This is a genomic window from Caldanaerovirga acetigignens (assembly GCF_900142995.1).
Taxonomy (GTDB): Bacteria; Bacillota; Thermosediminibacteria; order Thermosediminibacterales; family Thermosediminibacteraceae; genus Fervidicola; species Fervidicola acetigignens.
Genome location: NZ_FRCR01000008.1, coordinates 107,024 through 129,171, shown reverse-complemented (window position 1 = coordinate 129,171; position 22,148 = coordinate 107,024). Strand labels below are relative to the sequence as shown.

General features: G+C 44.9%; 24 protein-coding genes and 1 riboswitch. Of the genes, 16 read left to right on the top strand and 8 right to left on the bottom strand.

Annotation, left to right across the window (positions count from 1 at the left end):
- Positions 1 to 108: 108 nt before the first annotated feature.
- Positions 109 to 855, top strand: a complete 747-nt coding sequence (locus tag BUB66_RS07785) for a hypothetical protein (protein WP_073257131.1) — start codon at positions 109 to 111, stop codon at positions 853 to 855.
- 13 nt (positions 856 to 868) lie between these two features.
- Positions 869 to 1,441, top strand: coding sequence for a hypothetical protein (locus tag BUB66_RS07780; protein ID WP_073257128.1), 573 nt, complete (start codon positions 869 to 871; stop codon positions 1,439 to 1,441).
- A 12-nt stretch (positions 1,442 to 1,453) separates the two neighbouring features.
- Here the strand turns inward: BUB66_RS07780 and BUB66_RS12050 are convergent, their stop codons facing one another.
- The gene (locus BUB66_RS12050; RefSeq protein WP_188092886.1) at positions 1,454 to 1,615 is read right to left on the bottom strand and encodes a hypothetical protein; all 162 of its coding nucleotides are present in this window, start codon (positions 1,613 to 1,615) and stop codon (positions 1,454 to 1,456) included.
- Positions 1,616 to 1,864: 249 nt separating this feature from the next.
- Between BUB66_RS12050 and lipB the strand changes: the two genes are divergently transcribed.
- On the top strand, positions 1,865 to 2,548 hold the full coding sequence (gene lipB, locus BUB66_RS07775) for a lipoyl(octanoyl) transferase LipB (RefSeq protein ID WP_073257125.1): 684 nt from the start codon (positions 1,865 to 1,867) through the stop codon (positions 2,546 to 2,548).
- On the top strand, positions 2,545 to 3,405 hold the full coding sequence (gene lipA / locus BUB66_RS07770; protein WP_073257122.1) for a lipoyl synthase: 861 nt from the start codon (positions 2,545 to 2,547) through the stop codon (positions 3,403 to 3,405). Before lipB ends, lipA begins: the two co-directional genes overlap by 4 nt.
- A gap of 17 nt (positions 3,406 to 3,422) precedes the next feature.
- On the opposite strand, the gene BUB66_RS07765 is transcribed toward lipA, so the two are convergent.
- The gene (locus tag BUB66_RS07765; RefSeq protein ID WP_073257119.1) at positions 3,423 to 4,109 is read right to left on the bottom strand and encodes a rhomboid family intramembrane serine protease; all 687 of its coding nucleotides are present in this window, start codon (positions 4,107 to 4,109) and stop codon (positions 3,423 to 3,425) included.
- A 483-nt stretch (positions 4,110 to 4,592) separates the two neighbouring features.
- On the opposite strand from BUB66_RS07765, the gene BUB66_RS07760 reads away from it, so the two are divergent.
- From BUB66_RS07760 to BUB66_RS07750, 3 genes are read left to right on the top strand one after another with little or no spacing between them, the layout of a single operon-like run.
- On the top strand, positions 4,593 to 5,606 hold the full coding sequence (locus tag BUB66_RS07760) for an aspartate-semialdehyde dehydrogenase (RefSeq protein WP_073257116.1): 1,014 nt from the start codon (positions 4,593 to 4,595) through the stop codon (positions 5,604 to 5,606).
- A gap of 23 nt (positions 5,607 to 5,629) precedes the next feature.
- Positions 5,630 to 6,820 carry an aspartate kinase gene (dapG, locus tag BUB66_RS07755; protein ID WP_073257113.1) on the top strand — a complete coding sequence of 397 codons (1,191 nt, stop codon included), beginning with the start codon at positions 5,630 to 5,632 and terminating at the stop codon, positions 6,818 to 6,820.
- A 43-nt stretch (positions 6,821 to 6,863) separates the two neighbouring features.
- Positions 6,864 to 7,424, top strand: coding sequence for a pyruvate kinase alpha/beta domain-containing protein (locus tag BUB66_RS07750; protein WP_073257110.1), 561 nt, complete (start codon positions 6,864 to 6,866; stop codon positions 7,422 to 7,424).
- Between the two features lie 75 nt (positions 7,425 to 7,499).
- On the opposite strand, the gene BUB66_RS07745 is transcribed toward BUB66_RS07750, so the two are convergent.
- From BUB66_RS07745 to BUB66_RS07730, 4 genes are all read right to left on the bottom strand, one after another.
- Positions 7,500 to 8,720, bottom strand: a complete 1,221-nt coding sequence (locus BUB66_RS07745) for a dicarboxylate/amino acid:cation symporter (RefSeq protein WP_073257107.1) — start codon at positions 8,718 to 8,720, stop codon at positions 7,500 to 7,502.
- 49 nt (positions 8,721 to 8,769) lie between these two features.
- The gene (locus BUB66_RS07740) at positions 8,770 to 9,315 is read right to left on the bottom strand and encodes a peroxiredoxin family protein (protein ID WP_073257103.1); all 546 of its coding nucleotides are present in this window, start codon (positions 9,313 to 9,315) and stop codon (positions 8,770 to 8,772) included.
- A 14-nt stretch (positions 9,316 to 9,329) separates the two neighbouring features.
- Positions 9,330 to 9,998 carry a cytochrome c biogenesis CcdA family protein gene (locus BUB66_RS07735; RefSeq protein WP_084098907.1) on the bottom strand — a complete coding sequence of 223 codons (669 nt, stop codon included), beginning with the start codon at positions 9,996 to 9,998 and terminating at the stop codon, positions 9,330 to 9,332.
- 107 nt (positions 9,999 to 10,105) lie between these two features.
- Positions 10,106 to 11,191, bottom strand: coding sequence for a coiled-coil domain-containing protein (locus BUB66_RS07730; RefSeq protein ID WP_073257209.1), 1,086 nt, complete (start codon positions 11,189 to 11,191; stop codon positions 10,106 to 10,108).
- 147 nt (positions 11,192 to 11,338) lie between these two features.
- On the opposite strand from BUB66_RS07730, the gene BUB66_RS07725 reads away from it, so the two are divergent.
- On the top strand, positions 11,339 to 12,364 hold the full coding sequence (locus BUB66_RS07725) for an alpha-hydroxy-acid oxidizing protein (RefSeq protein ID WP_073257100.1): 1,026 nt from the start codon (positions 11,339 to 11,341) through the stop codon (positions 12,362 to 12,364).
- Between the two features lie 36 nt (positions 12,365 to 12,400).
- Here BUB66_RS07725 and ychF read toward each other — a convergent pair whose 3' ends face one another.
- Positions 12,401 to 13,495 (bottom strand): redox-regulated ATPase YchF, encoded by a 1,095-nt coding sequence (gene ychF / locus BUB66_RS07720; protein WP_073257098.1) that lies wholly within the window; start codon positions 13,493 to 13,495, stop codon positions 12,401 to 12,403.
- Positions 13,496 to 13,656: 161 nt separating this feature from the next.
- On the opposite strand from ychF, the gene BUB66_RS07715 reads away from it, so the two are divergent.
- Both BUB66_RS07715 and BUB66_RS07710 read left to right on the top strand, forming a co-directional pair.
- Entirely contained in the window at positions 13,657 to 14,451 is a 795-nt protein-coding gene (locus BUB66_RS07715) for a Cof-type HAD-IIB family hydrolase (RefSeq protein WP_073257095.1), read from the top strand.
- A gap of 29 nt (positions 14,452 to 14,480) precedes the next feature.
- Complete coding sequence (locus tag BUB66_RS07710; protein WP_143156253.1) at positions 14,481 to 16,001, top strand: TolB-like translocation protein; 1,521 nt, start codon at positions 14,481 to 14,483, stop codon at positions 15,999 to 16,001.
- On the opposite strand, the gene BUB66_RS07705 is transcribed toward BUB66_RS07710, so the two are convergent.
- Positions 15,988 to 16,716: a pseudouridine synthase gene (locus BUB66_RS07705; protein ID WP_073257089.1), complete on the bottom strand. Its 729-nt coding sequence runs from the start codon at positions 16,714 to 16,716 to the stop codon at positions 15,988 to 15,990. The genes BUB66_RS07710 and BUB66_RS07705 overlap by 14 nt on opposite strands.
- A gap of 404 nt (positions 16,717 to 17,120) precedes the next feature.
- On the opposite strand from BUB66_RS07705, the gene BUB66_RS07700 reads away from it, so the two are divergent.
- From BUB66_RS07700 to BUB66_RS07675, 6 genes are all read left to right on the top strand, one after another.
- The gene (locus BUB66_RS07700) at positions 17,121 to 17,435 is read left to right on the top strand and encodes a hypothetical protein (RefSeq protein ID WP_073257086.1); all 315 of its coding nucleotides are present in this window, start codon (positions 17,121 to 17,123) and stop codon (positions 17,433 to 17,435) included.
- Positions 17,436 to 17,496: 61 nt separating this feature from the next.
- Positions 17,497 to 17,602, top strand: a riboswitch (TPP riboswitch).
- 55 nt (positions 17,603 to 17,657) lie between these two features.
- Positions 17,658 to 18,956, top strand: a complete 1,299-nt coding sequence (gene thiC / locus BUB66_RS07695; RefSeq protein WP_073257083.1) for a phosphomethylpyrimidine synthase ThiC — start codon at positions 17,658 to 17,660, stop codon at positions 18,954 to 18,956.
- 22 nt (positions 18,957 to 18,978) lie between these two features.
- On the top strand, positions 18,979 to 19,773 hold the full coding sequence (thiM, locus tag BUB66_RS07690) for a hydroxyethylthiazole kinase (RefSeq protein WP_073257080.1): 795 nt from the start codon (positions 18,979 to 18,981) through the stop codon (positions 19,771 to 19,773).
- Positions 19,774 to 19,952: 179 nt separating this feature from the next.
- Positions 19,953 to 21,104 carry a glycerate kinase family protein gene (locus BUB66_RS07685; protein WP_073257078.1) on the top strand — a complete coding sequence of 384 codons (1,152 nt, stop codon included), beginning with the start codon at positions 19,953 to 19,955 and terminating at the stop codon, positions 21,102 to 21,104.
- 13 nt (positions 21,105 to 21,117) lie between these two features.
- Complete coding sequence (locus BUB66_RS12355; RefSeq protein WP_073257075.1) at positions 21,118 to 21,378, top strand: GntT/GntP/DsdX family permease; 261 nt, start codon at positions 21,118 to 21,120, stop codon at positions 21,376 to 21,378.
- On the top strand, positions 21,378 to 22,013 hold the full coding sequence (locus tag BUB66_RS07675) for a GntP family permease (protein WP_198409399.1): 636 nt from the start codon (positions 21,378 to 21,380) through the stop codon (positions 22,011 to 22,013). Before BUB66_RS12355 ends, BUB66_RS07675 begins: the two co-directional genes overlap by 1 nt.
- Positions 22,014 to 22,148: the final 135 nt, after the last annotated feature.

Sequence of the window (22,148 nt, the reverse complement as noted above, 5' to 3'; positions counted from 1 at the left end):
CCCTGCCGCTACGAGAAATATTAGCTATGTTTTATCAGAATTCCTATGTGTTTGTCAAAAAAATTTATTAGTTAAAGGCTAACTATATTGTACAAGGAGGAGAATTTAATGTTAATGACGAAAAAAATCCGTGCAACAATAATTTGGATTATGACTTTTATTTTTGTATTTAATTCGATGTCTATGGTATTTGCTAGTGTTGATTATCCTAAAAAAACAGTAAAGAGTTTTTCTGAAGCAGATAAAATTGAATCTATGGCAATAAAAGAAAGAGATAGAAAAATATTACAAGGGGATATAAAAATAAAGAGTGAAGAAATTTCCCCTCAGTATGTAGATCCGGGTATAGGCGCTACTAGAGTAATTGAAGATGCTTGGAGTACAGGATACCTTTATATGGATGATGAAAAATATGGTATTGGGGACCTAATATGGGATGCTGTATTAACTATTTCTGGTTATTTTACGACAACAGTTGGTAATATACTTTTGGACATTGCAGATCTGTTTTTTGATATTGTTGATACGAATCAAGTAGTTACAGCTAGATTGTATCATTCTTATTATTATACAGAAAAATTAGCCCAAGTATGGATAGAAGATAAAATATGGAAAACTTATTACACATCAAGAAATCGGGAATGGTATAGACATGAATTTGGCTCTTATGTAAATACTGCTGGTGCTACTAGAACATATACTATAGATAAAACATGGGATAGAGGTTATTCGCCAATACATATTGATGTTGCACCGCATTATTATGATGAGACTTATTTAACTAATCAAGCATACGAAAGATGGGCAATAGGATTACCTGCGGGTTTTGAAGATTGGACAGGAGTTAAGAGGTGAGGGTGATTTCTTAATGATAAAGAAAAGAAAGATTTTATTATCTAGTATTATAATAGCTGCATTTGTTATCTTATTTTTTTTTATGATTAATATCTCATTGAAGTCGAATATTAACAACGCCTTTGATGTGACAATAGAAAACGGTGTTAAATGGATCAAATTGGAGGAAAGTAAACGTTTTAAAATTACGCCCAAAATTATGATAAAGCCCTCAGAAAAAGTTGAATCACCATATTTGATTTTCGATCTATATATTGAAAATAAGACTGATAAACCGATTTATAATATAGTAGTAACGGCATTTTTATCCGATAAAATAAGAAAATATATGTCAACTCCTTTAAATATTTTTGGCAATGTAAAAGACAATCCAGTTAATTTGATTCCGGGCAAAATTCCCTATGCTTTATATGTCACGAAAATTACCAATATACCAAATTATAATGCGTTTACTGAAGAGCAAAAAGAAGAGATGATGGAAATATTGAAAGAACCCATAAAAGTGAAAATTTCTTATGATAGCGGGGTGGAATATTTAATAATAGATTCTTCTGAAATAATTATTGAAAACTATGTGGATATTTAAACATAATTCCTTTTAAACATCAATAAAATCAAAACTTCTTGCAAAGGTATATGCTCCCCTGAGTTCCGGCCTTTCCTTAAGGAAACGAATAATATACTGTCCGCAGTTAGAACCGATTAGGTTCTCTCTGATATCTCCAACGGAAATTGTGACATCATAATCGGATTCAAACATTGGTATCTTACGCTCAGTAATTTAATGGCTTCGATGACTGTTGTGTTGAAACTTTTTTTATCAATTTAGTTTTGAAGAAGAAGGATTTCGCCCACCGGGTGTAGTATAAAGATAAATACTTTTGGTAATGGAAAAGGCAGTAATGAAAAATATATCTCTAAGTAAAGTTGAAAATATGAAACTTAACGAATCTGAATCCGAAAAGATTAGAAAGGTCGGTTTTGGATACATGGAAGGGTGAAACTAGAGATGAAAGCCTTATTGCTGAAGCAGGGCCTTTTACCGTATCTAAAAGGCAAAGAGCTGCAGCTCAAAGCCGTCGAAGTTGTAAAGTCGGGGCTCGCCGACATGATCCTGATAACCCTTCAGCACCCGCCGGTTTACACCATAGGCAGGGCCGGCGGTTACGAAAACTTGCTGGTGCCGCTGGAAGAGCTTAAGAAAATTGCTGAAGTGCACGAGGTAGAGCGGGGCGGCAATATCACCTTTCACGGACCGGGGCAGATAGTGGCCTATCCCGTGGTGAACCTGAATAAATGGGAGAAAGATGTTCACGCTTTTGTGGACAGGCTGGAAGAGGTTGTGATAAGGCTGCTTGCCGATTATGGCGTGATGGCGGGTAGGAAGCCGAATTACACCGGCGTTTGGGTAGGCGATGAGAAGATATGCGCGATAGGCATCGCCGTTAGGCGGTGGGTGACGTGGCACGGCATCGCTTTCAACGTCAACACCGACCTTACGTATTTCGGCAGGATATTCCCCTGCGGAATAAAGGAATTCGGCGTAACATCCCTGGAAAAGCTGGGGGTAAGAGAGGATCTGGAAAAGGTGAGAGAGAGATTGAACGGCAAATTCGAGGAAGTGTTCGGTGTGAGGTTTGAAGAAATCGACCAAAACAGGCTTGAATCAATGGCGGGAGGATTGGAAAAATGAAAAAACCCGAATGGATGAAAGTCAAGGTAAACCCGACGGAATTGAAGTATATGGAGGAGTTTTTAAAAACGGTGAAACTGAACACCGTATGCCAGAGCGCTCACTGTCCCAATATGGGAGAGTGCTTTTCCAGAAAAACTGCTACTTTTATGATAATGGGGAACGTCTGCACGAGAAATTGCAGGTTCTGTGCTGTGGATAAGGGACATCCGATGCCTCTGGATGATGATGAGCCCATGAGGGTTGCCGAAGCTGCCAGGGCCCTGAATTTAAAACATGCGGTGATAACCTGCGTGACCAGGGACGACCTGCCCGACGGCGGCGCATCGCATTTTGCCAGGACTGTGAGGGAGCTGAAAAAAATCCCCGGCCTCACCGTGGAAGTGTTGGTATCAGACTTCCGGGGAAACGAGGAGGCCATAAGGACTGTAGTTGAGTCGAAGCCCGATGTTATAAATCACAACCTTGAGACCGTGCCCCGGCTTTACCCGGCGGTTAGGCCAATGGCCGATTACGAAAGGTCGCTTTTCCTTTTAAAAAAAGTAAAAGAACTTGACTCGGCTATCTACACCAAGTCGGGTATCATGGTGGGGCTTGGTGAGACTGAAGAAGAAGTGGTCGACCTTATGAAGGACCTGATCAGCGTAAGCTGCGATATGATGACAATAGGCCAGTACCTCAGGCCTTCTTTAAGCCACATAGCGGTGGTGGAATACGTTACACCGGAACAGTTCGAGAGGTACCGAAAGATAGGCTATGGCCTCGGATTCAAATATGTGGCGTCGGGCCCGCTGGTCCGGAGCTCATATAATGCAGCGGAGGGAATTGATGCGATAAAAGAATCAGCCTTCCGTTAAAAATGGAAGCTCTATTATTATCGCCATCGCCTTCTTATAAAGAACCTATTCAAGATTGCGCCCCCGACAAACCCGCCTATGTGCGCCCACCAGGCAACTCCAGAAACCGCCGTGCCGCCTATAAAAGCGTAAGTTGTGCCGTAATAAAGCTGCGTCAAAAACCAGAGGAAAAGATATAGGACGGCAGGTATGTGAACGAATAGGGGCAATATAAAAAATGTAGGTATCAATGTTATTATTCTGGCCGTAGGGAAAAGCACAAAATATGCACCCATTACACCTGCGATAGCCCCGGAGGCGCCTACCACCGGTACGGGCAGGAGGGGGTTAAAGACAAGGTGGGTAATACCGGCTATGACACCGCTGATTAGATAAAATATCAAAAATCTTATATGGCCCATCCGGTCCTCCACATTGTCGCCGAAGAGCCACAGAATCCATAAATTGCTTATAAGATGCCACAAATTGCCGTGTAAAAAGGTGCTCGTTATGAATGGATAAAGGTCTTCTAGGGAAAATGCAGCCCCGGTTACGAATAGCTTAGTTATTTTGGCTGGTATGAGCCCGTATTTGTATAAGATTTTTGCGAAAACCGCGGGGTGGTTTCCGGCGGAGACGTAAAAGACCAATGAATTTAGGATTATAAGCAAGACCGTTACTAGAGGCGGTCGCCTGCTTGCGATGTTATCCCTTAATGGAATCATTTTCATCACCTTCCGCATTTTTCTGTATAATTTATTATATCAAGAAATGGCTTTTGAATCACCGGATATATTATAGTCATATCATCTTTTGCGCGCTAATATTATTTGCAAAAAGAATCTAGACTTCTACTTATGAGGTTGTTAGATCCGGCCTTAAAGGTCGGGTCTGATTTTTTGCTCAAGATGAAAATAAAAAAATTTAGATAAAAGGAATTTCATATTTTGTGTAGAATATAATAAAACCATAAATGTTCGTGTATAAACAACAAATGTCCACAATTTATAAACAACCTCGGTGTATTGTAGGTGCAGAAAGGATGCGAATTTTTGAGTCGTATTCATTATGTCAGGCCTATAAATTGGAGCATAAAATGTATATTGACACTATTTTTTATTTAAAATACAATACTCTTAATATGAATCAATGTGATGAGCAGCGCTGTTCATCATAGTAACGAAATTAGATTCAAGGAGGAATGCAAAGTGAAAACCTATAATGTAGCTGTGGTAGGTGCTACCGGCGCGGTGGGGCGGACTATGTTGAAAATACTAGAGGAAAGAAATTTTCCTGTTAAAGAAATCCTGCCCCTTGCTTCATCTCGGTCTGCAGGACACAGGATAGAGTTTTCGGGAAAGGCCTACGAAGTCAAAGAGGCAAAACCTTCAGCTTTTGAGGGAGTGGATATAGCCCTTTTTTCAGCAGGGAAGGACATAAGTTTGACACTGGCACCGGAAGCTGTGAAAAGGGGTGCAGTGGTGATAGACAACAGCAACGCCTTCCGAATGGAACCTGATGTACCATTAGTCGTACCCGAAGTAAATCCCTACGACCTTAAAAGACACAAAGGCTTAATAGCCAATCCGAATTGTTCTACAATCCAGATGGTGATAGTGCTAAAGCCGCTCCACGAAAGAGCTAAAATAAAGCGGGTTGTGGTTTCCACTTATCAGGCGGTTTCGGGAACCGGACTTGAAGCCATAGAAGAGCTTAAACTGCAGGCCAAACAGGTGCTGGAAGGCATGAACATAAAGCCGGAAGTCTACCCGCACCAGATCGCGTTCAACCTTCTTCCGCATATCGACGCATTCGACGAAACGGGATACAGCTTGGAAGAGTGGAAGATGGTTAGAGAAACTAAAAAGATAATGGGTGACGACAGTATAGCTGTCACGGCTACTACAGTAAGAGTCCCCGTTTTTAACTGCCATTCGGAATCGGTGAACATAGAGACCTGCGAGAAAATTACTGCTGATGAGGCCCGGGCCATACTTTCTAGAGCACCGGGAGTTGTGGTGATGGACGACCCGAAAAATAAGATATATCCGATGCCGGCTTTCCTTTCGGGTAAGGACGAGGTGTTCGTAGGCAGGATAAGGGAAGATTTTACCGTTCCCTGCGGGCTCAACTTGTGGATTGTGGCAGACAATTTGCGACGGGGTGCGGCTTACAACGCGGTTAAAATAGCCGAATACCTGGTGGAACATAATCTGATATAAAACGCTGACAAGAGGTGAATGAAATGAGGATAGTGGTTCAAAAATTCGGCGGCACTTCGGTGGCTACTCCCGAGGCGAGAAAATTGGTGGTAGAGCGTATAATAAAGGCAAAAGAAGAAGGATATTCGCCTGTGGTCGTGGTATCGGCAATAGGTCGAAAAGGAGACCCTTATGCCACTGACACGCTCCTTTCCCTATTAGATGAGGCAAATGGATATGCGTCAAAAAGAGAAAAAGACCTTTTAATTTCCTGTGGGGAAATTATTTCTGCTGCCCTCATTGCGTCATTACTTGCGGCAAAGGGATACAAGGCTAAGGCTTTTACGGGAGGCCAAGCTGGGATAATAACCGATGACAATTACGGAAATGCAATGATTAAAGAGATAAAAGTAGATTCGCTCATAGATGCAATAGAGGATGGATATATTCCCGTAGTTGCTGGCTTTCAGGGGATTACTGAGAAAGGGGATGTAACGACTCTTGGAAGGGGCGGAAGCGATACAACCGCAGCGGCTCTTGGCGCCGCGCTCGGAGCAGAGTGGGTTGATATCTTTACCGATGTAGAAGGAATTATGACTGCGGACCCTAAGATGGTTAAAGAAGCTCGCATTTTAGAAACTGTTAGCTATCAAGAAGTTACAGAGATGGCATACAATGGTGCAAGAGTAATACATCCTCGAGCGGTAGAAATAGCGATGCAGCGCAATCTCCCACTGAGAGTCAGGTCGACTTTTTCTAATTCTCCCGGGACATTAATAACTTGTAAGCCATGTTGGATTTCTGAAAAACTAATAACTGGTATAGCTCATATTCCGCACCTTGCACAAGTAGTAATAAAGGTTTCCCAAGACCGTGATGAGCAGGAAAAGATATTCGAGACTCTTGCAAAAGCAGGGATCAATATCGACTTAATTAATGTGTTCCCTGATTTGAAAGTGTTTACAGTAAAGGAAGAAGAAGTAGAAAAGACAATGGGGGAATTAAGAAAAGTCGGCATAACTCCACAGGTTACAAAGGGTCTTACCAAAGTGACTATAGTAGGAGGTGGTATGTTAGAAGTTCCGGGAGTTATGGCAAGGTTAGTTAAAGCCCTAAAAAAGGAAAACATAGAGATTCTTCAGACTTCGGATTCAAACTCCACCATATCGTGCCTTGTGCGCAGCGAAGATGCTAAAAAGGCCATAACTGCTCTGCACGAAGAATTCGAATTGTGATAAAATGTAAATGGATGTATTTTTATATCAGGAGGCCTTGAAGATGTATTGGGATTTTCCGGGAGAAGGAAATACCGAAAACACCCTTGCAGTGGTGAAAAAAGCGGTAAAAGAAAGGAATATAAGGCACGTGGTGGTGGCATCCACAGAAGGCCGCACCGCTAAGGCTTTCTTCGATGCAAATTTGGGAGTGAATTTGGTGGTGGTAACTCATGTTTGCGGATTTTCTGTTCCCGGTGAAATGGAGTTTCCCGAGGATTTGAGGCAAAGACTGTTAAATTCCGGAGTGAAGGTTCTCACCACCACCCACGTGCTTTCGGGAGCAGAAAGGGGTATCAGCCGGAAGTTCGGCGGGGTCTATCCGGTGGAGATTATAGCCAATACTTTGAGGATGTTCGGTCAAGGAGTTAAAGTCTGCGTTGAGATAGCGACGATGGCCCTAGACGCGGGGATGATACCTTACGGCGAGGATGTGATCGCCGTCGGCGGAACCGGGACGGGGGCGGACACCGCCATAATACTCAGACCCTCCCACGCCGCAAGCATCTTCGATACATGGATTTCCGAGATACTGTGCAAGCCGGCAAGAAAGAAAAAGGAATAATAAAAAGCTCCATTCCCATGGGGAATGGAGCTTTTTATTTCCGCTTATTTTAGCTTGCCCTGTATGTTGGCGTAATCATTTTGAAGTGATGTCCCTTCTCAGTTCTCCTTCCGTTGAGGCTACCACCACGGATCCCGCAATGTCGCCCGTGACGTTGATGCAGGTTCTCGCCATGTCGAGGATACGGTCTATTCCACCGATGATTGCTATTCCTTCTAGAGGAAGTCCTACAGACTGCAATACCATTGTCAGCATTATAAGGCCCGCACCGGGAACTCCTGCAGTTCCTATAGAAGCTAAGGTGGCGGTGAGCACTATCACCATCTGCTGGGAAAGCGTAAGGTCTATCCCTAACACCTGAGCTACAAAGAGGGCGCAAACCCCTTGGTAGAGAGCCGTGCCGTCCATATTGATGGTGGCGCCGAGTGGCAAAACAAAACTACTTATAGATTTGGAAACCCCCAGGTTCTTTTCGGAACTTTCCATGGAGACTGGAAGTGTGGCCGAACTGCTGCTGGTGGTGAAGGCCATCATCATTGCAGGGGCTGCCCCCTTAAAAAATTTAATCGGATTCATTCGGGCAAATAACCAAACCAGGGTGGAGTACACCAGCCCGGCATGTAGAGCGCAGCCTATATATACTGTGATAATAACCTTCAAGAGTGGAAGGAGAACAGCCGGTCCATTTGCAGCTACTACCGGTACTATGAGGGCAAATACGCCGATAGGCGCGTATTCCATTATTATTGCTACAATTTTATAACTAATTTCGGCAAGGCTGTCGAAGAAGTTTAAGACAGGCTTACCCTTTTCGCCAACAAGCGTTATGGCTATTCCGATGAATATGGCGAAAACTATAATCTGCAGCATGTTTGTGTCTGCCATAGCCTTTATAGGGTTAGTGGGGACGATTCCAAGAAGGGTTTCAACGATAGATGGGGCTTTACTCACTTCCACCTTAGCATCAGACGGCAAGGTCATCCCCAATCCGGGGTCTAAAATATTTCCCAATATTAATCCCAAAGTTACGGCAAATGCCGTTGTCAGAAGATAGTAAGCAAGAGTCTTAATTCCGATTCGACCTAGTTTTCCTACATCGCCGGTGCTAGCGGCACCCACTACCAGCGATGAGAGCACTAGGGGCACTATTATCATTTTGATTAGGTTGAGGAAAAGGTCTCCAAAAGGCTTTATGTAAGTTGATGCGGTACCGGGAGACGAAGTGAAAAAGAGGCCGACGATAATACCGAGTACAAGGCCTATTAAAATTCTTGTGGTAATGCTTAACCTTTTCACTTGTTTCCCTCCTTAATTTTTGATATCGACGATATCTTTAAAAATACTTTCAAGTGGGGGTGTCTGTGCCGCAGGCACTTTGTACCATCGAGTCCAGGACCTCCCTGGAGACCTGGCCTTCAATGCGGGACATAATTACTCCGTCTTCGTCCACCAAAAACGTAGTGGGGACACCTCGTATGAGGTAAGACCGGACGGTCTCGGCCTTTTCGTCCAGTAAAACATTGAAGGTAAATCCCCTATTTTGGATGTATGTTCGGACTTTTTCGGCGTTTCTATCGAGGTTTATCAAAAGGACCTCCACGTTCTCGGACTTTGAGCGGTAAAATTCTTCGAAGTCGGGCATTTCGGCGAGGCAAAAGGAACAGTTGAGCGACCAGAAATTGAGCACCACCATTTTCCCTCGGAAGTCCGAAAGGTGGACCGTTTTGCCGGACAGGTCTTTAAGCTCAAAATCGGGGGCGGGGTAGCCTTCGTAAGGTTTGGTTTTAGTATCTGTGTTTTCATTTTTTAGCGTCTGACACCCCGCAAGGCTGAAAACGGTGAGGAATGCTAAGACCAGAAAAAGCAGGGCTTTTTTCTTTTTTAAAGGCAATTGCTACACCTCCGCTAAAGTAATCCGAAAAATAAACTCACCCCCATCAATATCAGGATGCCTCCTGCTGCTTTCTGGAAAATAGGCATACCGCGGCGAATTTTGGGCATTATACTCGCAATTTTTTCTGCGACTAGTGCCAGCAGTAAAAAAGGAAACCCTAAACCTGCAGCAAAGACCAAAAGCAGAAAGGCTCCCGAAACCGCATGCTGGGTGCTGCTGGCGGTAAGGAGCACCGATGCAAGGATGGGACCCAGGCATGGCGTCCAGCCCAGTGAAAAGGAACACCCCATGATGAAGGCAGAAAGAGGAGTAATTTTTTGAAAATGAAAATGCAACCGTTTTTCCCTCATCAAAAGAGGGATTTGAAATCTACCGACCAGAAAGACTCCGAAAAATACGACGAAAACCGAAGCGATTTTTGAAAGTAAAAGGCGGTTTACAAGGAGAAACCGGCCCAGGGCTGTTGCGGAAAGCCCGAGCAAGATGAAAATCAGCGAAAATCCGGAAATAAAACTTAGGCTATTTGTTATTAAGGTTAACTTTTTGTACTGAGCGCGGATATCCCCTCCCGCCAGAATTGAAAAGTATAAAGGCAAAAGCGGTAGGGTGCAGGGAGAAAAAAAAGAAAAAATACCGGCAAGAAAGACGGTCAAAATGCTTATCTTGCTGATTTGAGACATCAAAAAAGCCCCTCTCAACAGTTGCTTATATAAAAATTATAACATATTACCGGCATTTTTACATTACTGCGATTATTGTTGCTAATTTGAAACCGGACATCCCCGCTTTATTTTTTCAGATACAAAATTAATTTGTGTTCTTCGGTCGAAATTGAAGTAATTTTGAGATCATAGGGCAGGGGTGGCGGAGTGAAGGAAAGGTCGACGTTTTTGGTAAGGTCCTGAATTACTTCAGGAGGGAGGGTGACACCTTTAAATTCGACTTTTACAGGCTCAATCTTTATGCGGTTGTTGCTTAAAAGTTCTAGCCGGCAAGTTACCGAGTACAATATCTGGCCTTGCGGACCTTTTTCGGACACGGTGATGCCTTCCGGACTGAAGGTAAAAAAGGCGTTTTTCAGTCTTTCGTTGCTCGCAAGCAGCTTTTCGGTTATGCTCCTGTCGGTGAATTCCGCCCTGGCTGTCAGCGTAAGATAATTTACTTTCAGGTTGTCGGGGCTGATGCTGCTCCACGGGAGCGAAGAAAAATTCTTCAAAAGATAGTCCAGAGAAGGCAGGACTTCCTGCCAGTTTTTGCTGGTATTTTCAAGAAATGATGGATTATCAAAAATTTTTCTTGCGTTGACAAGTTCCAGTTCTTTTTTAGTTCTAGTATCCATGAGTTCTTGCAGAGTCTTTTTTGTCTGGTCCTCCAAGGCCCTAATTTCATTCTGTTTTTCCATAATGAAGGATTCCTCCTGTTTTTGCAGCAGAAATAGATTTCTTGTTTCGGAAATCACATTATTATAGTATTCTAGCAAAAACACAATGTTGTCGAACCGCCTTAAAAAATCCCCGACGTTTTCGGCGCCGACCAGCACGGAAAGAAAGGTTCCAATGCCGTTTTTGTAGCTGAAGACTATCCACCTTGCAAGTTTTTTCCTGTTTTCTCCCAGCCTTACCGATAAACGATTGATTTCGGAGCGCTTTAAGGCAAGTTCCTTTTCAAGTTCTTTTTTCTTTTCGGCAAGTTCGCCGAGCTTTATATTTAAGGCATGGATTTTCGAATCCAGCCTCAAAATCTCTTCTATCAATTTCTGCCCGGATTCGTTTTGGATTAGTGCGGGTGGTGCTAAAAAGGCAAGAAGCGTGCGATTGAAGAAAAACGCTAAAAAAAGCATCGAAAGTAAAACCGCCAAAGCTTTACGTGCCATCAAAGATTCCCGACCTTCTGATGAAAAGATTTTCTTTCTAAAAATATTCTACACAATAAAAGATATTCCCTTTCTGCCTTAATTTATTTCCTGGGTTTATTGTATAATGGAATTGTGTAAAGAATCGTGTAAGAGGGGGACTTCATAATGAATCTAAGCGAAATAAAAAGAAACGCCCGGGAAAAGATGAAAGGTTACTGCAGGGTCTGCAAAGCATGCGACGGAGTAGCGTGTGCGGGGGAAGTGCCGGGGATGGGTGGTGCCGGCACCGGGGCTTCCTTCCGCGCCAACGTAGAGGCTCTTGCAAAAGTAAAGTTAAACATGAGAACCCTGCACGCAGCGAAAGACCCGGACATAAGCACCCAACTCTTTGGGAAAAAGCTTTCGATGCCGATACTTGCGGCGCCCATTACCGGTTCCGATTACAACATGGGAGGGGCAGTTCCGGAAGAGGAGTTTATCAAAATGGTGATATCCGGCAGCAAAGCTGCCGGTACCTTGGGGATGTGCGGCGATGGAGGAAATCCGCTCTTTTACGATTCGGGCCTTAAAGCTATCAAAGAGGAAAACGGCCACGGGATAGCTATAATGAAACCCAGGGAAAATGAGGTTTTGATGAAGATGGCCCAGAGGGCCAAAGGCATAGGTGCTGTGGCCGCGGGCATGGACGTGGACGGGGCGGGATTGGTGACCATGGCATTAATGGGGCAGCCGGTGGGGCCAAAGACCTTCGAAGAATTAAAGGATATCATATCCAAGGTTGACATGCCTTTTATAGTCAAGGGGATAATGACGGTGGATGAAGCGGAAATTGCCTATAAAGCCGGAGCTTCGGCCATTGTCGTTTCAAATCACGGAGGGCGGATCCTCGATTTCACGCCGGGAGTAGCGGAAGTGTTGCCGGCAATAGCGGAAAAATTCAAGGGGAAGATTACGATTTTGGCCGACGGCGGCGTGAGGTCAGGAGTTGATGTGCTAAAATACCTGGCTCTCGGCGCCGATGCGGTGCTTGTGGGAAGGCCTGTGATAATCGGCGCTTACGGCGGGGGAATGGAAGGAGTAAAGCTGGTGCTGGAAACCATGGCGAAGGAACTTTATCAAGCGATGATACTGACCGGCTGCAGGGATATATCTTCAATAGGTCCTCACATAATTTACAATTCCAATAGGTAACAAACGAGCCCGGCGACCTTCTCCGATGCCGGGCTTTTACACATTAAATCTAAAGAAAATTACGTCCCCGTCCCTCACCACATAATCCTTGCCTTCCAAACGCACAAGACCTTTTTCTTTTGCAGCCTGTTGGCTTTTTACCGCCATGAGGTCTTCGTAAGAGATAACTTCCGCCCTTATAAATCCCCGCTCGAAGTCACTGTGAATTTTTCCCGCTGCCTGAGGTGCTCTGGTGCCTTCCCGTATTGTCCAGGCCCTTACCTCTTTTGGGCCGGCGGTAAAAAAGGTGATAAGGCCGAGTAGCCTATATTCCACCCGAATGAGGCGATTAAGGCCGGGCTCTTCAAGTCCGTAAGCCGAAAGGAGGTCGTTTCTTTCTGCATCGTCAAGGGCAGCCAGCTCTGCCTCAATTTTGGCGCATATTGAAATAACTTCGGCCCTTTCTTTTTGGGCGTATTCCATTACTTTTTTTACCATATTATTCTCTTTCCCTGCCATAAGGTCGTCTTCCGATATATTGGCAACGTAAATTATTGGTTTTAAGGTGAGGAGGTTAAGCTGTTTTACGATTTTTGATTCTTCCTCATCAAGTGGTAAAGCCCTGGCGGGTAAATTGTTTTCCAGCGTCTCTTTCAGTCGCTCGAGCAACGAAAGCTCTTTTTGATACTGCTTGTCTCCCGATTTGGCCTGTTTTGCTACCTTATCCCGGCGCCTTTCCAAAGTTTCCAGGTCGGCAAAAATGAGCTCTAGGTTTATGGTTTCGATATCCCTTATCGGGTCTACGCTGCCATCCACGTGGACCACGTTAGGATCTTCGAAACACCTGACCACGTGGGCAATTGCATCGACTTCGCGGATGTGGGAGAGAAATTTATTGCCGAGCCCTTCTCCGCGGCTTGCACCTCTTACAAGGCCCGCTATGTCTACGAACCTGATGGTGGCGGGCGTCACCTTTTGAGGATTTTCCAATTTTGCGAGTTCCTCAAGCCTCGGGTCCGGCACAGCTACAACTCCCACGTTGGGTTCTATGGTGCAGAAAGGATAGTTGGCGCACTCGGCTCCGGCTTTTGTAATGGCGTTGAAAAGAGTGCTTTTGCCAACATTGGGCAATCCTACGATGCCTATATCCATTTTATGGCTCCTTTCAAGGGTTTTAGTCTCACTTTCTGTATTATACCAGCCTCAAACTCACCTGTAAACTAAAAAGCCCTATAGCAAGTATGAAGGATTTTTTCCTCCGGCATAGAAATAAATAATAATCATTATAGAAAAAACTCTGATGGAGGTTGAAAATGAGGTATAAACTGGTAGTAACGGATTTGGACGGTACGCTGCTCGACGACAAAAAGAACGTATCCGAAGCTAACCTGGAGGCTATAAAAAGGATAAGAGACTTAGGCATTTTATTTACCGTTGCCACGGGCCGGGGGGAAAGGGCAGCGCGCCAATTTCTGGAGCTTCTAGAGATTGACATACCGGCCATTCTCTTTAACGGCGGTGAGATTTTCGAACGAGAAAAGGGCCCAGTATATTCGAAGTACCTGCCAAAGCCAATTTACAACCTTGTGATAGACCATTTCATAGAGAATGAGATAGGAATAGTTGCTTTTTATCATGACAGGATTTTTATAGCCGACTTTAAACCAGCCCATGAAATTTACCTGAGCAGAGAAAAGGTGAAATACGAAAAGGTAGATGACCTTAAGAAAATAGATGTGGTAAATAAAGTGATATTGGTGGGTGACGTGAGTTACTCAATAAGAAAGATGAAGGAACTTGAAAAAAAGACTGGAATTAATATAAATTACGTGCAGTCGGAAAGATTTTACCTCGAGGTTTTGCCAGATGGCGTTTCCAAAGGGGAAGGCTTAAGACAACTTTGCGATATTCTGGGGATTGAAAGGCAGAGCGTTGTAGCGATAGGAGACAACATGAACGACCTTTCGATGATCAAGATTGCTGGGCTGGGAGTCGCTGTAGCAAATGCTGAAGAATCTGTAAAAAATGCAGCAAAACTAGTGGTGCCTTCAAACAACGAGGACGGTGTTGCGCATCTTTTAAACAAACTCGCAAAAGGCGAGATTTGATAAATAAAAAAAAGAAGGGGGGCTTTTGGTTGGACAAAAATTTTTACAAAATTACGGCCTATTTTTTGACCCTTGTGGTGGTTACGAGCATTGCCGGTTGCGGCAATTTTGCTCAAAAGGAACCGGAAGTCCCGGTATCAAAAGTTTTGAAACCTGAAGGGGCAGTAGTGGAATTAACTATAGAAGGGGCAGAAGTAAAGAAAGCCACCGTCACCCTCGATAACGGCCAGGTAGATTATTTTGAAGGCGGTGAGCTTTTTTCTCCTGATTTTAAATGGGCCGCCTTTTCGGGAACCCAAAATGGCTTTGGACAGGGACTTTGGATATTCGCCTTGGATGGTTCCGATGCAAAGCTCATCGAAAAAATCCAGGGAGAAGATTTCGAAAGCGGAAACTACAGGCTATGGCTTTTGGGATGGGATAGCAGTGGTAGCTTGATATACGCTATTTCGGGTAAGTTCCTCGTTTTTAAGAAATTCGATCCGGAAATTAAAAATGTAAAGGAAGTTGGCCGCCTGCCGCTGGGGAGCGGCTATTGGAGCCGCATGATTTTTAACCGCTACCAAAATTCAGTTTTCGTGGACCTAGTAAGCGAAATTTGGAAGGTAGATGTGGCTAAAGAAACTGTATCCTGCTTGAGAAAGGGACTACCTTCTTATGATGGGCTATTTTATCCTAGGCTGTCGCCTATGGGAGATTATTTTGCCTACGAAAAGTACGAGCCGGACGTGCCGGGAGTATACGTGCTGGATACAAAAACCGGGGATGAACGATTGCTCGCTGGTGACAATGAGGTTATTCGGTTTTCGCCTTTATGGTCTCCTGACGGTTTGCATCTGGCATACTATGTCGCCGCAAAGGACAAAGAGGGCAACTACGACCTGATAGAAGGAGAAAACTATCCCTATCCTATAGGGAATTTTTTGGAAATAGTAAATGCAAAAACCGGAGAATTGTTGAAGATAGAAATTCCCGGCAAAAAAGTAGGTTATGCTAGATGGAATTCCGATGGAACATTCCTTGTCTTTAGCGCAATTTCAGAGGAAAAAACAGAAGCGGCACAAGCGACTGGCCCCGGCACTCAAGATATAGAAAATATGCGCTGGGATAGCCTTTACATAGCCGATCTTGCTGGAAATGTCACCGAAGTTGCAAAAAATCTGAAAGTCCCGCTGGTAAGTTATTTTGATAAGGAAAAAAGAGCCTTATATATAGCGGACAAAGATGTTCTCGCTTCAAAAGGGGAGCTTTTTTACGTTTCTCCCGGACAGGAAAAAAAGGCGGTCAAAATCGATGGCATGAAAAATTGGATAATAAATGAAGAGACGATAATAGAGAACAGCATACCAGAATATAAGGGAAAGCCGCTGGTTGCGGCTTACTTGGAGGATGGGACATTCAAAATTTTCGCCTTAGAAAGGGAAAAAGCCGAAGAAGTGTTCTCAGAAAAAGGCAGCCTGTGGAAATACACCGTAGCGGGAGATTTTCTCGTGCTTTCGTACACAATGAAGGAGGGGCAAAAGGAGAGACTGGAATTTATAAAGCTGTGAATTTTAACGCCCTTATCTCTTCCTCTGTAAGTTCGCGCCATTCGCCGGGTTTCAGGCTTTCGTCTAATTTGATGGGTCCCATTGAGAGGCGCTTCAGATAAGTCACTTCTTTGCCCCTTGCTTTTACCATGCGTTTTATCTGATGGAACTTTCCTTCGTAAACAGTGACGATGGCCGAAGAGACATCACCCGACTTCAGTATTTCGAGTTTTGCAGGGAGTGCCCTGTAATTCCCCAAAAAAATACCTTCTTTAAAGGCTTTTACATCATCTTCTCCTAAAAGCCCCCGGACCTCGACGTAGTAAACCTTTTCCACTTTTTTTCGGGGCGAAAGCAGCCGGTGGGCGAGCTTCCCATCATCGGTAATGAGCAGGAGGCCTTCGGCGTCCTTGTCGAGCCTGCCGACCGGAAAAAGGTTGCGGTGGGAATATTCCCCATCGAGCAGGTCTATAACCGTAGTCTCGTGGAGGTCGCGGGTGGCAGAGATGACGCCTTTCGGTTTGTTCATCATTATGTAGACGTATTCTTTGAAGATTAGCGGTTCGCCTAGGACCTGTACGAAATCGACGGCAGGGTCTACCGGTGTGGAAGGGTTGGTTGCAGTCCTGCCGTTTATTGTTACATCGCCCTGCTTTATTATCCTTTTAACGTCTTTACGGCTGCCGTATCCCGACATGCTTAGGATTTTGTCAAGTCGCTCTTTTTTGCTGGGCATTTTGAAAACCTCGCTTTGCACTTTGCTGCAACATAATAATATCACTTCTTCAAAAAAATAAAAACCGAAAAATAAAAAAAGCCCCGAACATTCGGGGCTTTCTCTTTCGGATTAGTTGGAAAGGACTACTATCACTATCGGCAGGAAGAATATTATGATTATAATCGGTAAAAACCACCACCACCAGGTCTGAATGCTGCTGAGGTCTGCCATCGTTTTACCCCCTTTCTTTAATCCTCAATACATAATATGTTTATGGGGATAGAAGAGGTACTGATGGTTTTTAAATTAATAAAAAAATACACATAAAGTAATTATATGGCAAATGTTCTCTATACATATTAATCGGGATGGCGGGTCAACATAAATAAAAGAGGACAAAGTTTTTAAGGGGGTTTGTCGTTATGAGGGCGTTAAGACCTTTTATTACAGGAGTTGCAACGGCAGCCTTAGCGTTTATCTTGGGGCCAGAAATAAGGAGGAAAATGAAACCAGCATTAGAAAAGGGCATTGAGAAGGGGAAAGAAAGGATAGCGAAAATTAGGATTGGCAATGATGATGAAGTTGGTGAAGAATATTCAACGGCGGAACAAAGATATGAGAGGGAAATTGTGAAATTGAAAGAAGAAAATAAGGCATACTTGGAAGAAATAAGGGACCTAAAGAATTTGGTAAACAAGCTTTTTGATGAGATTGCATCGTTGAAAGGGAAAAGTTAGCGAAAAAACTTTTTCATTGACTTCAAAAACCATTTTGTATATAATTTTAGCAAAACTTAATATAGACTACCGGGGGTGCTGCGAAAAGCGGCTGAGACGGGAGTTTTTCCCGAACCCTTGAACCTGTTTGGGTAATGCCAGCGTAGGGAGGGTAGTCAGTCGGTTGCTTTTTGAGTTCGTACCCCTGGGTACGATTTTTTGTTTTTAAAGGGGGAGTTTTTTGTGACACAAATGGAAGCTGCCCGGCAGGGCATAATTACCAATGAGATGAAAGAGGTGGCAGAACAAGAACGAGTGGATGCCGAAGAGGTAAGAAGAGCAATTGCTGATGGAACTGCGGTTATCCCGTGCAACAAGAACCACAAGGGCCTGAAACCCTGCGGCATAGGAAGTGGCCTGAGGACAAAGGTCAACGCCAATGTCGGGACTTCAGAAGCCTATGCTGACCTTGAAGAAGAGCTCTTAAAGGCAAAAGCGGCAATCGAAGCGGGAGCCGATGCCATCATGGACCTTTCCACCGGCGGAGATATCGCAGCAATTCGGAAAGCAATACTCGCAGAAATCCACGTGCCGTTAGGGACTGTCCCTATATACGAAGTGGGAGTTAGGGCCAGGAAGGAACGGGGCAGCGTTGTCGAATTTACAGAAGAAGAACTATTTGAAGTCATCGAAGAACAAGCCGAACAGGGTGTGGATTTCATGACCGTCCACTGCGGCGTTACGCTCGAGGCTGTGGAAAGGCTTCGCAGAGAAGGAAGGATTACGGACATAGTGAGCAGGGGCGGGGCATTCCTGACAGGATGGATGCTGAAAAGCGGCAGGCAAAATCCCCTCTATGAAAAATTCGACAAGCTTCTTGAAATAGCTCGAAAGTACGATATTACTTTAAGCCTGGGGGATGGCCTGCGTCCCGGATGTCTTGCCGACGCTACCGACAGGGCGCAGATCCAGGAGCTTATCGTTCTTGGTGAACTAGTGCAGGAAGCGAGAAAGCATGGGGTGCAGGTTATGGTCGAGGGGCCGGGTCACGTGCCGATGGACCAGATTGAGGCGAATGTAAAGCTTCAAAAGAGAATCTGTCACGGTGCGCCCTTCTACGTGCTGGGTCCCCTGGTTACCGACGTGGCGGCGGGTTACGACCACATAGCAGCGGCCATAGGTGGAGCAATCGCAGCGGCGGCTGGTGCAGACTTCCTTTGCTACGTGACTCCCGCGGAACACCTTGGGCTTCCAACTGTGGAAGATGTGAGGGAAGGGGTTATAGCTTCAAGGATAGCAGCCCACGCCGCCGATATCGTCAAAGGCGTCTCTGGAGCAAGAAAATGGGACCTTGAAATGGCAAAAGCGCGAAAAAACCTGGACTGGGATTCTCAGATTAAACTTGCCATCGACCCGGTTAAGGCCGCAAGATACAGGGAAAAAAGGAACACTTCAGATACCAAGACCTGCACAATATGCGGAAATTTCTGCGCCATGGACGTGGTAGCCAAATTCCTGGGTACGGAAAAGATTAATTGTTAATAAATTAGAGGAGTGATTTTTGATGATAGAAGGTTTGCTTGATAAGGTAAGGAATCAAAAGCCCTTAGTACATCACATCACCAATATCGTGACAGTAAACGACTGCGCCAATGTAACGCTGGCAATCGGAGCCCTGCCGGTTATGGCATACGCTCTTGAAGAAGTGGAGGACATGGTGAAAGCGGCGTCAGGCCTCGTGCTGAATATAGGAACTCTTACGCCAAAACAGGTGGAGTCCATGATAAAAGCCGGCAAAAAGGCGAATGAGCTGGGAATACCAGTAGTGCTGGACCCGGTGGGGGCAGGAGCCACGCCCCTCAGAACCGAAAGCGCAAAAAGAATACTTAAAGAAGTCAGAGTCTCTATAGTAAAGGGTAATAGCGCAGAAATAGGGGTGCTTGCTGGTGCAGGGGGTGAGATACGCGGGGTTGAGGCTGTAGGCAGCAGCAAGAACCTTCTCGCAGCCGCAAAAGACATGGCGAAAAACTTTGGAGCAACCGTGGTGATATCGGGAGCAACAGATGTGGTGACAGATGGGGAGAGGGTGGCTTTCGTGGACAACGGCCACCCGTGGATGGGAACGATAACCGGCACGGGGTGCATGCTGGCGTCGGTAATCGGCAGCTTCTGCGGCGTGGAAAGGGATTATTTTAAAGCTTGCGTTGCGGCTCTGGTTGCTTTTGGCCTCGCCGGGGAACTAGCAGCGAATAGACCGGAAGTTCGGGGGCCTGCGAGCTTCAAGGTGTGCTTCTTTGATGAGCTTTATAGCCTCGCGGAGGAAAAGATACGAGCGGGGATGAAATATTCTATTGGTTAGAAGCGGGGAAACCCGCTCTTTTTTTTTCTTTTAGCCACCTCGTCTATGCAGGTGGCATATTATTTTGTCATTTTGCTAAAAAAGTTAGTAAATTATTACTAAAATTTAAGCACAGTGGATATTACAATTTTATAAATATTGGGGTAAAATATACAATAAAAATAAGCTCGGAGGTACTTATGAAAGCAGTTAATATACTGATCGCACCTGATTCCTTTAAAGGAAGCCTCACTTCCTTGCAGGCTGCTAATGCCATCGAAAGGGGGATATTGAAGGCAGCGTCTTGTGTCGGTGTAAAAGTGGATGTAGATAAGGTCCCGATGGCAGACGGCGGCGAGGGCACCGTGGAGGCCATAATCTGTGCCGCTGGCGGTAGAATGGTAAGAACGAAGGCCTTAGATCCTCTGGGTAGAGAAACGGATTCTTTTTTCGGCTTGCTACCGGACGGCACTGCAGTGATAGAAATGGCTGCGGCATCTGGCTTAAATCTTTTAAAACCAGAAGAGCGTAACCCCATGAAGACGACTACCTACGGCACCGGTCAACTGATAAAAGCGGCCTTGGATTACGGTTCAAGGAAACTCATAATAGGTATAGGCGGCAGTGCCACCAACGACGGCGGGACGGGCATGGCACAGGCACTTGGAGTAAGATTTTTAGACGCTGAAGGCAAGGAGATAGGTTTCGGCGGCGGCGAACTTTCGAGAATAGCCAAAATAGATGTTTCGGGGCTTGACCCCAGGGTAAAGGAGGCCGAAATAGTTGTGGCTTGCGATGTGAAAAACGTGCTTTGCGGGCCTCAGGGAGCTTCTGCGGTTTACGGGCCTCAAAAAGGTGCCACGCCGGAAATGGTGAAAATTTTGGATGAAAACTTAAGGCATCTTGCCTGGATAATAAAAAGGGATCTTGGAAAAGATGTATTGGAGGTTCCAGGCTCTGGAGCTGCAGGAGGGCTCGGCGCAGCGCTTATTGCATTTCTTGATGCTAGGATGAAGCCGGGAATAGAGATAATAATGGAGATTACAAAATTTGAAAAAAAATTAAAAGAGGCAGATATGGTGATTACTGGTGAGGGCTCTACGGATAGCCAGACGCTTTACGGCAAAGTACCCCTTGGAATTGGCCGGATGGCCTGCAAGTGGAGAAAACCTCTTGTGTGCATTTCGGGATCGCTAAAAAGGGGTTATGAGGCGCTTTATGCTGAAGGGATAACAGCCTTCTTCAGCATAACAAGCGGTCCCATGACCCTTGAAGAAGCCATGAAAAGGGGGGAAGAACTTCTCGAAAAAACTTCTGAAAATGTATTTAGATTATATTTTTATTCTAGATAGGGGGGGAAGATAAATGACGCCGGAACAACTGGCTGCCGCGAAGGCGGTAATGGTTCACGGTCCCTTGTTGATTTTTATAGTGGTTTTGGCAATACTATTTATCATCTTTGCTACCGCAAAGCTAAAGATACACCCATTCTTGGCGCTCTTACTTGCAGCTTATGGTGTAGGTTTTTTGAGCAAAATGCCCGTAGAATTTATAGGGCCGATGATAGCTCAGGGATTTGGCAATTTAAAGCTCTGGCAAAGAGGGCCAATCTTCCAATTGCAGTGATGGCAGTTGCCCTTTCAACCGGATTGTATGCCACTCATACGTTGGTGCCGCCAACGCCCGGACCAATAGCAGCCGCCGGGAATGTCGGAGCGGACCTCGGACTTGTAATTCTCATTGGAATGGTAGTCTCTATACCGGCTGCTCTGACCGGGCTGTGGTGGGCTCATAGAATAGGGAAGGATATTAAGTCTGAGATGGATGAAGGTGGAATGAGCTATGAAGAATTGAAGAACCAATTCGAAAAACTTCCGAGTACAACCAAATCCTTTATGCCAATTGTAATACCTATATTGCTTATAGCTCTTGCTTCTATAGCAAAATTTACTAAATATTCTGGACCAGGGAGTAATTTAATAATATTTCTCGGTACCCCGGTGAACGCTCTGATGATAGGAATGCTACTTTCACTTTCGCTACTTCCTAAATTTGATGAAGAAACCCTTATGAGTTGGGTGGGACAGGGGATAAAGGATTCGGCGATAATCCTGCTGATAACGGGTGCCGGTGGTTCCCTCGGAGCGGTCCTTTCGGCAACGCCTATATCCGACTACATTAAGACGCTTGCAGGAGGAAGCATATCCGGCGGAATTTTAAAATTACGGGTCTTGATGCACGGAACTTCTCGGATGCTATAAAATTGAAACTGCTTATTTTGATAAGCGAAATGATGGGTTAGGAAAATTTTTATATTTTCACTCCACCTCCAACGTAAGAATAAGTCCTCCAGTATTGTCTAAAGATGCACCGATAGCTTGTCCGGTGTAAGCCCA